General features: G+C 70.0%; 11 protein-coding genes. 8 read left to right on the top strand and 3 right to left on the bottom strand.

Annotated features, from left to right (window positions below):
- Positions 1 to 22: 22 nt before the first annotated feature.
- The 5 genes from IT184_11900 to IT184_11920 all read left to right on the top strand — a co-directional run bounded on the left by IT184_11900 (position 23) and on the right by IT184_11920 (position 7137).
- On the top strand, positions 23 to 1930 hold the full coding sequence (locus tag IT184_11900; protein MCC7009508.1) for a hypothetical protein: 1908 nt from the start codon (positions 23 to 25) through the stop codon (positions 1928 to 1930).
- An 88-nt stretch (positions 1931 to 2018) separates the two neighbouring features.
- Complete coding sequence (locus tag IT184_11905) at positions 2019 to 2687, top strand: DUF2461 domain-containing protein (protein MCC7009509.1); 669 nt, start codon at positions 2019 to 2021, stop codon at positions 2685 to 2687.
- A 126-nt stretch (positions 2688 to 2813) separates the two neighbouring features.
- On the top strand, positions 2814 to 3758 hold the full coding sequence (locus IT184_11910; GenBank protein ID MCC7009510.1) for a TIM barrel protein: 945 nt from the start codon (positions 2814 to 2816) through the stop codon (positions 3756 to 3758).
- Between the two features lie 111 nt (positions 3759 to 3869).
- Positions 3870 to 4760, top strand: coding sequence for a polysaccharide deacetylase (locus IT184_11915; protein ID MCC7009511.1), 891 nt, complete (start codon positions 3870 to 3872; stop codon positions 4758 to 4760).
- Between the two features lie 7 nt (positions 4761 to 4767).
- Positions 4768 to 7137: a penicillin acylase family protein gene (locus IT184_11920; GenBank protein MCC7009512.1), complete on the top strand. Its 2370-nt coding sequence runs from the start codon at positions 4768 to 4770 to the stop codon at positions 7135 to 7137.
- Positions 7138 to 7179: 42 nt separating this feature from the next.
- Here IT184_11920 and IT184_11925 read toward each other — a convergent pair whose 3' ends face one another.
- Positions 7180 to 9117, bottom strand: a complete 1938-nt coding sequence (locus IT184_11925; protein ID MCC7009513.1) for a VCBS repeat-containing protein — start codon at positions 9115 to 9117, stop codon at positions 7180 to 7182.
- Between the two features lie 285 nt (positions 9118 to 9402).
- On the opposite strand from IT184_11925, the gene IT184_11930 reads away from it, so the two are divergent.
- Entirely contained in the window at positions 9403 to 10341 is a 939-nt protein-coding gene (locus IT184_11930; GenBank protein ID MCC7009514.1) for an NTP transferase domain-containing protein, read from the top strand.
- Between the two features lie 82 nt (positions 10342 to 10423).
- Here the strand turns inward: IT184_11930 and IT184_11935 are convergent, their stop codons facing one another.
- Positions 10424 to 10897 carry a hypothetical protein gene (locus IT184_11935; GenBank protein ID MCC7009515.1) on the bottom strand — a complete coding sequence of 158 codons (474 nt, stop codon included), beginning with the start codon at positions 10895 to 10897 and terminating at the stop codon, positions 10424 to 10426.
- Between the two features lie 247 nt (positions 10898 to 11144).
- On the opposite strand from IT184_11935, the gene IT184_11940 reads away from it, so the two are divergent.
- A complete protein-coding gene (locus tag IT184_11940) occupies positions 11145 to 11726 on the top strand; it encodes a ferritin-like domain-containing protein (protein MCC7009516.1) in 582 nt (193 codons plus the stop codon).
- 345 nt (positions 11727 to 12071) lie between these two features.
- Positions 12072 to 13574, top strand: coding sequence for a response regulator (locus IT184_11945; protein ID MCC7009517.1), 1503 nt, complete (start codon positions 12072 to 12074; stop codon positions 13572 to 13574).
- Here IT184_11945 and IT184_11950 read toward each other — a convergent pair.
- Positions 13571 to 14257, bottom strand: a complete 687-nt coding sequence (locus IT184_11950; GenBank protein MCC7009518.1) for a response regulator — start codon at positions 14255 to 14257, stop codon at positions 13571 to 13573. The genes IT184_11945 and IT184_11950 overlap by 4 nt on opposite strands.
- Positions 14258 to 14388 lie beyond the last annotated feature (131 nt).

Genomic DNA, 14388 nt, shown 5'->3' on the forward strand with positions numbered 1-14388 from the left:
GGCGCGGCGAGGAGACGAGGACGTGACGCGACGGACCGAACGGCGGGCGAGCGGCGGACGCGCACGGTGGCACGTGGCGGTGATCGTCTTCGTCGCGGCCGGCGCGCTGACGATCGCGGCCGGGCAGGGCGGCGTCGTTCCGGACGCGCGCGTGGGCCTCGCCGCCGGCATCCGTGACGCGGGCGTGGCGGCCCGCCACCTGCAGCTCGTCGCGAGCGTTCCGAAGCCGGAAGGTTTCATCGAGCCGTCGGCCCGGGCGCGGGAAGCGGCACCTCCCAACGCCGCGGGTGGTCCGACGGGCCGCGGGCGTGGCCGCGGTGGAAGCTCGCTCGCCTTCGCCAATTCCGATCTCGCGTTCCTCGGATCGACGCTCTTCCTCGGCAACTTCAATGGGTTCATGGCGTACAGCATCGAGGACCCGGCGCGGCCTCAACTGCGCGCGGCCGTCGTCTGTCCCGGCGGGCAGGGGGACGTCTCGGTGCACGGGCGCCTGCTGTTCATGTCGGTGGAAGAGACACGCGGGCGGCTGGACTGCGGCACGGGCGGCGTCACCGGCGCCGTCAGCGCGGAGCGCTTTCGGGGCATCCGGATCTTCGACATCAGCGACGTGCGCGCGCCGAGACAGATCGCGGCCGTGCAGACGTGCCGCGGATCCCACACCCACACGCTGATCGTCGATCCGAAGGATCCGGAGAACGTCTACGTGTACGGATCCGGCGCGGCATCCGTGCGTTCGGGCGACGAGTTGGCGGGATGCTCGAGCGGCAAGCCCGACGAGGACGCCGAAACCGCTCTGTACAGCATCGACGTGATTCAGGTGCCGCTCCGCGCGCCGGACCGCGCGCGCATCGTCAACCGGCCCAGGATCTTCTCCGATCCGGCGACCGGAGCGATCGCCGGGCTGTGGGCGGGTGGCGCACACGGCGCCGGCACGCAGTCGACGTCGGCGACGACCGCCTGCCACGACATCACGGCGTTTCCCGCGATTGGACTGGCGGCGGGCGCGTGCGCCGGCAACGGCGTGCTGCTCGACATCGCCGACCCGGCCCATCCGGTGCGGATCGATCAGGTGTCGGACGCGAACTTCGCCTACTGGCACTCCGCGACGTTCAACAACGACGGCACGAAGGTGATCTTCACCGACGAGTGGGGCGGCGGCACGCAGCCGCGGTGCCGGCTGACGGATCGGCCCACCTGGGGCGCCGACGCGGTGTTCGACATCGTCGGCCGTTCACTGCGGTTCGGGGGCTACTACAAGCTGCCGGCGCCGCAGTCCGACGTCGAGAACTGCGTGGCGCACAACGGGTCGCTCGTCCCCGTGCCCGGCCGCGACATCATGGTGCAGGGCTGGTACCAGGGCGGCGTCAGCGTGTTCGACTTCACCGACTCGGCGCACCCGTTCGAGATCGCCTACTTCGATCGCGGTCCCGTCGATGCCACGCGCGTCGTCGTCGGCGGGCACTGGTCGGCGTACTGGTACAACGGCCGGATCTACGCCTCGGAGATGGTCCGCGGCCTCGACGTCCTCGAGCTGCTGCCGAGCGACTTCCTGAGCCGGCACGAGATCGACGCCGCGGCGCTCGTGCAGACGAACGAGCTGAACACGCAGCAGCAGGCTCGCGTCGAGTGGCCGCGCACGACCGTCGTGGCGCGGGCCTATGTCGATCAACTCCGGAGGAGCGGCCGGCTGTCGACGTCGCGGTTGCAGGAGATGACGTCCACGCTGGATCGGCTGGAGTCCGCGGCGACGACCGGCCGCCGGCCGGACGAAGCGCTGCGGCAGGCAGCCGCGAGGCTGGCGGGCGAGCTCCGTCGCGAGGCGGGCACGGCGCCATCGCGCGACGCGGCCAGGCTCGCCGGCATCGCCGACGTGCTCACGACCCTCGCTGACGTGCCGCGCACGAACAACGTAGTGATCCGCAGTCGATAGCCCCATGCGGCGCTCGCCCGATTCGCGGCCCCAACGGCCCGATACCCGATACCCCGATGGCCCGATGCTCCGATGACCCGATGCCCTGATGTCCTACTTCACGCCGGCGCTCTTCTCGTTCCTCCGCGATCTGAAAGCTCGCAACACCCGCGAGTGGTTCCAGGCGAACCGCGATCGGTACGCGCGGGACGTCGAGGCGCCCATGCTGCGGTTCATTGCGGACCTCGTCCCGAGGCTCGCGCGGATCAGCCCGGCGTTCGTCGCCGATCCGCGGCGAACGGGCGGTTCGATGTACCGGATCCATCGCGACACCCGCTTCTCCGCGGACAAATCGCCCTACAAGACGCACGTCGCGGCGTCGTTCGCGCACGAGCAACGCAAGGCGCGGCCGTCGGTGCCGGGCTTCTACCTGCACCTCGAGCCCGGCGACAGCCTGGGAGGCGGCGGCATCTATCATCCCGACATGGCGACGCTCACGAGCATCCGGACCGCGATTGCCGAGAACCCGAAGGGCTGGCGCGCGGTCATCGCCTCGGGCCTCGAGATCGAAGGCGACGCGCTCACGCGCGCGCCGGCGGGCTTCAGCCCGTCCCATCCGCTCATCGCGTACTTGCGCCTCAAGGACTTCTACGCGCTCGTGCCGTTCACGCAGCGCGACGTCTGCGCGGACGACTTCCTCGACCGCTACGTCGAGGCGTGCGGTCGTGTGGCGCCGCTCGTGCGGTTTCTCACGATGGCGCTCGGCGGGCGCTGGTAGGGCCGGCACTCGCCGGCGGCATGACGGGCGACGTGGCCGCCACACGAAGCCGCCTGGCGATGATGGCCGCCGCGTGCCGTGATGGCGGGCGCGCCACGATATGATCCGCCGCGAAGGAGCCCGCCCATGACCCCGCAGAGTCCGACCGCCGATCCCGCGAAGCTGGCGCGCATCGCCATCATGACGCTGAACTTCGAGAACATGCTGCGCGTCCCCGGGCAGTGGGAGGAGCCGACCGACACGCTCGCGCTCTTCGACATCCCGCAGATGTACGCGGATCGCTACGGGGTCCACAACATCGAGATCCAGCACACGCACTTCCAGTCCGTCGAGGACGCGTACGTCAGGGAGCTGCGCGCGCGAGCGGAGAAGGTCCAATCGCGCTTCAGCAACATCAACCTCGAGTTCGGGCCCATGACGATCTCCTCGCCGAACCCCGTGCTTCGCGCGCAGGCGATCGACCTGACGAAGCAGTGGATCGATCGCGCCGCGCTGCTCGGGTCGCCGCGCGTGATGATCAACCAGGGTGCGCCGACGCAGGAGAACAAGAACGACGGGATCGCCGCGTTGAAGGCGATGGTCGAGTACGGGAAGTCGAAGGGCGTGATGATCGGCGTCGAGACGCGCGGCAACGCCAGCGGCAACAACCGCGGCGTCGTCAATCCCGCGGCCCAGGCCGGGCGCGCGGGCGGTGCCGGACCGCAGGGCGGGGCCGCGCAGACGCCGTCGCCGTCGCCGGCCGCACCTCCCGCGCCTGGCGCGCCGCTGCCCGTCCTCACGACCGTGCCGAACTGGGTGCTCCTGGCCGAGCTGCTGCGCGATTCCGGCGCGCGCGCCAACGTGGACCTCGGCGGCGTCGGTGCGGCCGACCAGGGCGAGCTGCACGCCGCGCTTCGCACGCTGCTCCCCATCACCGTCGGCAGCATGCACGTCCGACCCAGCCCCCGCTGGGATCTGGCGACCGCGATCCGATTCACCGTCACGCTCGGCTATCAGGGGCTGTACTCGATCGAAGTCCGCGGGCACGAGGGCACGAAGGCAGCGCTCGACACCGTCGTCGCGAATCTCTGAGCTGGCGCGCGGTGGGCGAACGACGCCGCGCTCATTGACAGAGGTTCGTGGCCGGCCGCTCGCGCCGACCGTGGAACCGCAGCGGCTCGCCTGCATCGAACTGGAGATCGGATGACCACGCCCAAAGACGTCCGCGTCGCGTTGACGTTCGACTACGACGCCATGAGCAACTGGATCAACACGTCGGGCGGCAAGTCGCCCGGCATGATCTCCAGGGGCGAGTTCGGTCCCATCGCCCTCCGGCGCGTGCTCGCGCTGCTCGAGTCCCGCGGGATCACGACGACCTTCTTCGTGCCCGGCCACACGGCGCTCGCGTTCCCCGACACCGTCAAGGCGATCCAGGCCATGGGCCACGAGATCGGGCATCACGGGTGGGTACACGAGAACCCGGCGACGCTCTCGCCCGACGAGGAGCGTCGTGTGCTCGAGCGCGGCCTCGACGCGCTCCAGCGGGTGGCCGGCATTCGTCCCGTGGGGTACCGGTCGCCCGGCTGGGACAACAGCGTGGCGACCGTGCCGCTGCTGCTCGAGTACGGGTTCGAGTACGAGAGCAGCCTCATGGGCTCGGACTTCGAGCCCTATTGGTGCCGCGTCGGCGACGAGATCTCCACGAGCGAGGAGTTCCGCTGGGGCACGCCCGTCGATCTGGTCGAGGTCCCGGTTGCCTGGCATCTCGACGACTTCATCCAGTTCGAGTTCGTCGCCACGCCCTCCGGCATTCTGAACGCCGCGCGGTCGCCGACGATGTGCTGGGAGATCTGGACGGCGGAGTTCGACTATCTGTACGAACGCGTTGGCCGCGGCATCCTCAACATCACGATGCACCCGCAGGTGATCGGGCGCGGGCACCGCTTGCTCTTCCTCGAGCGGTTCATCGAGTACGTCGGATCGCGCCCGGGCGTGTCGTTCACGACGCTCGCCGGCTACGTTCGTCAGTGGCGCGCGGGCCGCGCGCCGCAGTTGCCGAAGGACGCGGGGCCGGCGCGGGCCTCGCCGCGCTGATCGCGCCGTGGCCGGCGAGCACATCGAGGTGAGCGGGATCGCCGCGCCGGTCGACATCCTCGTGGACCGCTGGGGCGTGTCGCACATCCGCGCATCAGGAACGGCCGATCTCTTCTTCGCGCAGGGATTCAACGCGGCGCGCGACCGGTTGTGGCAGATCGATCTCTGGCGCAAGCGCGGCCTCGGCCTGCTGGCCGCGGATTTCGGACCGGGCTATCTCGCTCAAGATCGCGCCGCGCGCCTCTTCCTCGACCGCGGCGACATGGACGCGGAATGGGCCGCCTATGGCGGAGACGCCCGGAGCATCTGCGAAGCGTTCGTCGCCGGCGTCAACGCGTACGTCGACGTCGTCGATCGTCACCCCGATCGGCTGCCCCTCGAGTTCGTTCGGCTGCGCACGCGCCCCGCCCGCTGGAATGCGGCGGACGTCGTCCGCATCCGCACGCATGGATGGCTGCGGAACGCGCTGTCCGAAGCGACGCGTGCCGCCGTGATGGCCCGGGCCGATGCGGCCGCCGATCGGCTGCGACTCGCGCTGGAGCCACCGGTGGTCCCGGAGCCGGCCCCTGGCCTTGACCTTGCCGGGATGCCGCCCGACGTGCTCGACGCCTATCGGCTGGCAACGGCCCCGGTGACCTTCAGCGCCGCGCGCCTCGGCGCCGACATGGCGGACGCGTGGCGCTGGCGGGCCGTGACGCCCGATGGAGACGTTTCCCTCGCCGCTGCCGCACCCGCTTCGAACAACTGGGCCGTGCACGGCGACAGGACGACGACCGGCAGACCGGTGCTGGCGAGCGATCCGCATCGGCTGCACGCGGTGCCATCGCTGCGCCATCTCGTCCACCTTTCGGCGCCTGGTCTCGACCTCATCGGCGCGGTCGAGCCGCACTTTCCCGGCATCACGATCGGCCACAACGAAGACGCCGCGTTCGGCCTGACCCTCTTCCTCGGACCGGACCAGGAGGATCTCCACGTCTACGAGGCGAGTCCTGACGGCGCGCGATCGTACCGGTATGGCGGCGGGTGGGAGCCGCTGCGGCTCGTCGAGGAGACGTTCGAGATCAAGGGCGCGGCGCCGATCGTGATGCCGCTCGCGTTCACGAGACATGGACCTGTCGTGTACGAAGACCCGACGCGCGGCCGGATCTACGCCCTGCGAACCGTGTGGACCGAGCCCGGCACGGCGCCCTACGGTGCGGCGCTGCTCGCCATGCGGGCCCGCACGTGCGACGAATTTCGAACGGCGCTTCGGCGCTGGAAGGCGCCGGCGGTCAACTACGTGTACGCGGATCGCACCGGATCGATCGCGTGGATCACCGCAGGGCTCGCGCCGGTGCGCCGGTCGTGGGACGGGCTGTTGCCGGTTCCCGGCGACGGGCGGTACGAATGGGAGGGCTTCCTCGATCCCGGCCTGCTGCCGTCCGCCGTGAACCCACCGGCCGGCTTCGTCGCGTCAGCCAACGCTTTCAACTTGCCGCCGAGCTGGGATCGACATGCCGCGCCGATGGGGTACGAATGGGACGACCCGTCACGGCGCGATCGCATCGACGAAGTGCTGTCGGCGGATCGCCGGCACTCGGTGGAGGCCTCGTGCGCGCTCCAGACCGACGTCGTCTCGCTGCCGGCCAGACGGCTCTGCGCGCTCGTCGCTCCCCTGAGCCCGGCGGATCCGGATGCGCACGCCGCGCTCGACCTGCTCGATCGTTGGGACCATCGATTGACGGCGGACAGCCCGGCCGCGGCCCTCTTCGAGGTGTGGTGGACCCGGCGTCTCCGGCCGGCCGTGCTCGAGCGCCTCGTGCCCGACTCGCGCACGCGAGCGCTGCTCGGTGCCGGCGACGTCGGCGCCGTGCTGGATGTGCTCGAAGCCGGTATGGCCGGGCGTCTCGACGCAGAGCCGAGCGGCTTCGCCGCGATGCTACTCGCGACGCTCGCGGAGGCTCATCGCGATTGCCGCGCGCTCATGGGCATGGACGCCGCCGCCTGGGCCTGGGGACGACTCCAGCACTGGCGCGTGCAGCACGCGCTGTCGGTGCTGGATCCGGACGACGCGCGCTTCGACGTGGGGCCACTCGCGGTCGGCGGCAGCGAATCGACCTTGATGAAGGGAACGTACCGGCCGTCCGATTTCCGCGTCACGCTCGGCGCGTCCGTGCGCCTCGTCATGGACGTCGGCGACTGGGACCGGAGCGTCTGGATCAACGCGCCCGGCCAGTCGGGCGACCCGCGATCGCCGCACTATGCCGACCTGGCGGCTCCGTGGGCCCGCGGCGAGTACGTGCCGATGCTCTTCTCCGAGCAGGCCGTGACCACGGGGGCCGTCACGACGATCAGGCTCGAACCGGCGTCGCCGGCCGGCAGCGGACCCGCGGGCTGAACGTCTCGTCCTGTCAGCCCGCGGATCCGCGCCCGCTGCCCGCTACGGTTTCTGTGTGGCCGCCGCCGTTCCGCGTGGTTTGCCGAAGAAGACGAACAACCCGCGGTCGGTCGACGACACCAGATCGGTCAGCCCGTCCTTGTTCACGTCGGCAGCCGTCACGGCGTTGCCCGCACCAGACCGGTTGTGGACGAGCTCAGGAACGAGCCTGGCACCGCCTGGCGCCTTGGCATCCCGCACGGTGCGGTACACGTAGATCACCGGCGGACCGTACGGATCCGGGTCGGTGTAGTCGTCGCGGTGCGACCAGAAGCGCTTGCCGACGATGAAGTCCTCGATCTTGTCGCCATCGACGTCGGCGACCGTCGAGCCGTGCATCTCGGAGATGGCGACGTCGCCGGCGTTCTTCGTCGACAGATCGCCCATCACCACGTGCGGCACGAAGGAAATCTTCCCGGCGGCGTCACGCTTCTGTTCGTACCAGTTCAGCCCCCATCCGTGCGCCTGGAGGACGGCGACCACGTCGGCGCGCTTGTCGCCGTTGACGTCGTAGACGCCGATCTCGCCGCCGCCCGGTGAGGCGTGGCCCGTCCACTTGCCGAACGCCTCGGGGTGGTAAGTCCAGACGCCGCTGGCCGCGCCGCCCGCCGGCTGCTCCCACCATCCGTACGGATCGACCACGTCCACCTTGCCGTCGCCGCTGATGTCGCCGACGCCCAGACCGTGGCCGGCGCCCCAGGGGCCCTGCGTGGAGATGTCGTGCACGATCCACTTGCCGAGCGGATTCGCCGGGTCCGGCTCGGCGTATCGCAGGAAGCCGCCGCCGCCGTAGATGAACTCGCCCTTGCCGTCGCCGTCGATGTCCTTGTAGAGCGACACTTCCTTCTGCACCTGCGGCACCACGTCGATCTTCGTCCAGCGGCGGGCCTGGTTCTGCGGGTTGACGTACAGGTGGAGGTCCTGTCCGATCGCGCCCATGCAGAACACGTCGGTCCACCCGTCGCCCGTCACGTCGTCGGCGAAGTTCTGCATGCAGTCGTTCGGGTACTCGGTGGACGGGTTCACGGTCTGCGCCAGGTAGATCTCGCGGAACTTCGTGAAATCCGGCCCGAGGTGGTAGTAGGGACCGGCAGCGACGTCGTTGGCGCCGTCGCGGTTGAAGTCGCCGACCGCGCCGCCCCAACTGTAGTAGAACTCGTGCAACTGCTGCATGCGGAAGTTCGCGGAGACCCGCTCGAGCGGCAGCGTCTTCAGCGCGAGGTCCGACGTCGCCACGTCCTTGTAGCGCACCTCGCCGGTGCCGCCGACGTACAGCGCGACCGGACCGAACGCGCCGACGGCATCCTCAGCCGCGGCCGATCCGATGGAGGACTCGTTCAGGAACGGCCGGATGATGCTCGCGTCGAGCACGATCTCCACGAGGTTCCAGTCTTCGGCTCTCAACCCGCCCACCGGCGGCGTCAACGGCAGGTTGGGCGGCGCGCTGGCCCGGCCGGCCCCGCCTGCGCGGGGCGCGGTCGGCGCCGGCGGAGTCGGCGGCGCCGGGGGCGCGAAGCGAATCTGACCGCCGGCGGTCCGGAGCCGGCTTCGCGAGAGCTCCTTTCCGGCGGCGTCGAGCGTGACGGCGTACGCGCCGGCATCCTCGCCGGCGAGCGCGACGTAGATGCCCTTCATCCCGTCGGCCGTCTTCTCCGCTCGGAGGAGAACACCGGTCTTGCAGCCGCCGGTGCAGCGAAAGCGGCCGAAGACGCCGACGTCTTGGAGCGCGCGATCGAGCATCAGCCACCCGCCGGCGGGCGACTTCGGCGTGCCGACGTACTCGCCCTTCTCCGCGCGCCAGGCGGCATCGCCCAGGACGTGCCAGCCGGCCAACGACGTGGCCGCGTATCGAGTGTCGTACACGTAGTTCTGCTGCGCCGCGACCGTCATCGTCGAGAGTGCGGCTGCCAGAACCGCCCACGTTCCACGTCTGCGTCTCATAGAAGTACCTCGGAGGCAGGAAAGTAATACCGCACCTCGAGCAAGTCAAGGCAGTGGGCCCGCGCAGTGGCAACGACGCGGCCGGCGACTGGCAAGCCAGCCGCGACGCGAACGAGCCGAGCGGGCGCCGTGGACACGAACCGGACGCTCGACGTCCCCCGCGGCGTGACGCGCAAGCGCGCCGGCGGCGGCCATCGAGCGAGCCCTCGAGCGCGTCGGCAATCGGATCTCTCGATCCGTCAGAGGTACGAATCTTGGAGCGCCCGGCGCCCGGGAGGGCGCATCATGAGGCGTCCAGGTAAGGCGGCGGTGATCCTGGCAGGTGGCGACGGCGTCCGATTGCGCGCGTTCACGCGCGCCGTCTCGGGCGAGGATCGTCCGAAGCAATTCTGCCGTCTGCTCGGCGCGAAGACACTGCTCTCGGCGACGCTCGAACGCGCCTCCCTCTTAGTGGCACCGGAACACACACTGTGTGTCGTCACCCGGCACCACGAGCCGTTCTACCGTGAAGAGCTGTGTGACGTCGGAGACGCACGGCTGATCGTGCAGCCCGCGAATCGCGGAACCGCCGCGGCATTTGCTTACGCGCTCGCGCGGATCGCCGGTGCGGGCGATCCCGATCTCATCGTCGGGTTCTTTCCGTCAGACCATCACTACGCGGATCCCGTCGCGTTCCATCGCGCGATGACGGCCGCGTACGCCGTGGCCGCGACGGATCGCGCGCGCGTGTTCCTCATCGGCGCGCACGCCGACCGGGCCGAGACCGACTACGGGTGGATCGAACCCGGGCCTCCGCTGTCGATGCCGCTCGGCGCTCGCCACGCCGGGCGCGTGCGTTCGGTGGCGGGATTCATCGAGAAGCCGTCGGATGCCGAAGCGGCCAGGCTGCTCGCCGCCGGCTGTCTCTGGAACACGTTCGTCGTCGTCGGCCATCAGCGCGCCTTCCGCGCGTTGTTCGATGCCGCGGCGCCCGGCTTCTTCGGGCCGTTCGCGCACGTGGCGACGCAGCCGAGCGTCGCCGACGAGCGGAGGCTCGCCGAGCAATGGTATGCCGCGCTCCGGCCGGTGGACTTCTCGCGAGACGTTCTGACGCCGCAGGTCGATCACCTCGGCGTCGTACGGCTCCACGGCGCCGGCTGGACCGATCTCGGCCAGCCGACGCGCGTGCTCGACGTCATGGCGACGCACGGCCGGACTGCTCCGGCTCGGAACGTGGCGGTGTGACGGCCGCGAAGCAGGGTGGGATCTGATTCATGACTCGGCGCCTTGGCGCTCGCGCACGCCGAGTCGAGATCGGAGCGGGATTTCAGGACGAGACGACCGTGCGCCGGCCCCGCTCGATCGACACGATCGTGGACACGGGCGCCGGCGCTGCGGTGCGGGCCGTGGTGGCCTTGCCGGCCGCGATGCCGGCCCGCCGCATCGCCAGGTGCTGCCGTTCACGCTCGAGCGCGGCCGCGCGCTTCGCGGCCGCCGGCAGCTTGGACTGATCGAAGCCGGCATATCGCTGCACCGGCGTGCTCTCGCGCCGGAAGTCAGCGTCCCACACCTTGCCGCACTGGCCGCAGAACCACCGTGCCGGCGTGCGCGTGCCGTCCGGTTGAGTCGAAGGTGGCAGCAGCCCCGGACGTCCCTCATGGCGGCAGCGCCCGAAATGCCAGAGTGCAGCGACGCCAACCACCGTCAACGCGAGAGCGCCTGCGACGACGGCAGGGGAGAACAGGGCGATCAGGCCGACGCCGAGCATCGCGAGCCACGCGGAAACGATTGGATGTTGCATGGACACCCTCGGTGCACTCCGATGTTCAAGGCGTGTGCCAGAACGCGCATCGCCTCGGCATCACACGATGTTTCGAAGCAGTGAGTGGTGCGTTGCCGAAGCTGTGTCGCGGCGAGACCATCACGGCGCGAGTCGTCGAGCACGAGCGATGCAGCGTGCCGACAGACCGATCGTCGTTCGCGGGCGTGGCATGTGCTTTGAAGCAACGGCCCCGTCACACGTTCACCTGGTTCGATACGGAGGCTCCATGCCCAAGATTGACTCACTGCAGACCATGCTCATGGAAGAGCTCAAGGACATCTACGACGCCGAGCAGCGCCTCACGAAAGCGATTCCGAAGATGATCAAGGCCGCATCGGACGAAACGCTGAGCGAAGCGCTTCAGGCACACCTCGAGGAAACGCAAGAACAGGTCACGCGGCTTCAGGAGGCCTTCGAGTCGCTCGGCGCGCCGGCCAAAGCGAAGCCCTGTCCCGGGATGCGCGGGATCATCGAAGAAGGCAGCGAGCACATGAGCGAAGACTACAGCGACGACATGCTGCGCGATGCGGCCATCATCGGCTCGGCACAGCGCGTCGAGCACTACGAGATCGCGGCCTACGGCACCGCGATCGCGCACGCGAAGCTGCTCGGTCTCGACTCGGTGGTCGACCTGCTCGAGCGCAGTCTCCAGGAGGAGAAGGCCGCCGACAAGAAGCTCACCGACATCGCGGAACGGGTCGTCAATCCGGAAGCGATGGAAGCCGACGACGAAGAAGAGGAACGCCGGCCCGCGGCTCGGACGCACGCGCGCAACGGCGCGGCGGCGTCGCCGCGCCAGCGGCGTTAGCCGCCACGTACGCCAGGCGGGGCATCACCCCGCCTGGCGTTCCCTTGCGCGGCGACGTACGACCGCGATCTCGGGCACCACCTTCCACTGAAACGCTCGGCCCTTGCCGTCATCCACGGCCGGCACCCGCCACGCACCGTGCCGGCGCGGCACGTCCTTTGGATCGACTGCCGCCAGGGAGCGCCGGCGTAGGCCATGGTGGACCTCGGATCTCGGACAGGTGGTCGGACAGCGGCGCGCATTCGCGGGACGGACTGGAGCGCCACGCCGCTCGGGCCCTTCACCGAGTGGCCGGTCTGCCTGCACCAGGCCGTGTCGATGTGTCTCGAAGCTCGGACGCCTGCTGTGATCTGGTGGGGACGCGAGCGAGTGCTGCTGCACAACGATGCGCACCTCGCCCTGCTCGACTCCGCCTCGCGTCACGCGGCGCTCGGGCAGCGCGGGCGGGCCGCCTGGCCGGCGGCCTGGCCCGCGCTGGAACCGATCCTCGACGCCGCCTGGGCCGCCGACGCATGCGGTTCCTGGACGGTGGAGCACGACGTCCTCTGCCAGGCCGACGGCCTCGCCGACGAGCGCGTCCTGACGTTCACCTACGTGCCGATCCGCGACGAAGGCGGGGCGCTGCGCGGCGTGCTCGGCTTCGGCACCGATGTCACGCCGGTCGTGGTGATGGCCAGGCGGCTGCAACTGCTCGAGCATCTGTGCGAGGCCACGCTTGCCGCCGAGACGCCCAGCGCCGCGTGCCAGCGCGCGGCGGAGGTGCTTGCGGGGTTCTCCAACGACATCCCGTTCGCGCTGTTCTACCTGCGCGACGCCAGCCCCTCCGCCCTCGGTCTGGCCGCGGTGGCGGGCATTCAACCCCCGGCGGGCCTCGCCGCGTCCGACGGCGCGTCGATGGCCCTGAGCGCCGACGAGCTTCGTCGCGCCGACGGCGTCGTCCTGGATCTCGACACACGAGCCGTCGACGGTGCCGGGGTCCGCGTGGGAACGTGCCAGGCTTACGTGCGCACCATTGGCTCCGAGGAGGATGACGGGCAGGGCGACGGCTGTCTCGTGATGGGCTTGAGCCCTCGGCGGCCGTTCGACGGTGACGTGCGACGCTTCCTCGACGGCATCGCGTCGAGGATGAGCCAGGCCCTGCGGCACGCCCGCGATCGCGAGACTGCCCGCGCGGCGATGCTGGCCGTCGCCGAAGCCGACGGCCGCCGCGCCGCGTTGCTCGGCCGCCTGGCGCACGAGCTTCGTACGCCGCTCAACGCCATCCTCGGCTGGGCGCAGGTGCTCGACCACGGCATCGCCGCGCCCGAGATCGCGAAGAAGGGGCTCGACGCGATCCAGCGGAACGCGTGGCGCCAGAAGCACGCGCTCGACGCGCTGGCGATGGTGACGACCGCCACGCCGCTCGCCGTCTTGCCCGTGCCGCGCACCGCACGCCTCCAGGATCCAGCGGACGCTCTCCAGGGAGCGAGGATCCTGGTCGTCGACGACGAGCCGGACGTACGCACGCTCCTGCGGCACGTGCTGGCCGAGGCCGGCGCCGACACCGTCCTCGCCGCCTCGGTCGAGGAGGCGCTCGAAAGCGTGCTGCGCCAACCGCCCGATCTCATCGTGAGCGACATCGGACTGCCGGGCGAGAGCGGCTACGAGCTGATCCGCCGAGTGCGTGCGTTGCCCGCCGACAGCGGCGGCCTGACACCCGCGCTTGCGCTGACGGCATCGACCGGGCCGGACGATGCGACGCGGGCGCTGGACGCCGGCTTCGCGATTCACCTGCAGAAGCCAGTCGATCGGCAGCAGTTGCTCAGCGCGTGCGCTCACCTTCTGCGGCGGCGGCGCGCCGGTCGTTAGGTTTGTTCGGGACACCCGCGCGGGTCGCCCCAGAGGAGCGCTTGCAGCGTCTGCACCTCGACGGGCTTCACCAAGTGATAGTCGAACCCCGACTCGAGACTGCGGATTCGATCTTCACGGCGGCCCCAGCCCGTGACGGCGACGAGCAGCACCTGCCGTTCGGGCTGACGTTGCCGAATCAGGCGCGCGACCTCATCGCCCTTGAGTCCCGGCAGGCTGAGATCGAGCAGGACGACATTCGGCTTGAACGTTTCGAGCAACTCGAGTGCCGTTTCGCCGTCGTACGCCACCGACGTCGTCCCGCCGATCAGCTCGAGCATCATCGCGAGGCTGTCGGCGCCGTCTTCGTTGTCGTCGACCACCAGGATTCGACAGCCGCGGAGGCTCGGTTCGAACCCATCAGGTCCGTCAATCGCACGCTCGCCCGGCAACTTGGGCGACACGGGTTCGTCCGGTATTGCCTGGGCTGGCCAGCGCGGAACGCCGATCCTGCCCGCCTCGTGCCATACGCGCGGCATCACGACCGCACCGCGTGCATCGCGCCGTGCACCGGCGCACCGAGGTTCTTGCGAGACGTCTGCATTGCGTCCATGACGACCTCCTGCTTTCGTTTCGCAATCTCTCTTTCGTTTCGCAATCTCCCTTTGCAGGATTCCTGCCGCCGCGCGCGCGTGCGTCCACACGACGTGCCCCTCCGGTGTGTGGCCGCTGAGCACGTAGGAAGGTGTTGGACGAGCGAGCACGAACTACTGCCGAGGTCCGTCCGCTATCGCTGTCGTGCGTCGGCCATGGCACGGCTCATGAACCATCACGT

The sequence above is a fragment of the Acidobacteriota bacterium genome, from assembly GCA_020853395.1.
Classification (GTDB): domain Bacteria; phylum Acidobacteriota; class Vicinamibacteria; order Vicinamibacterales; family SCN-69-37; genus JADYYY01.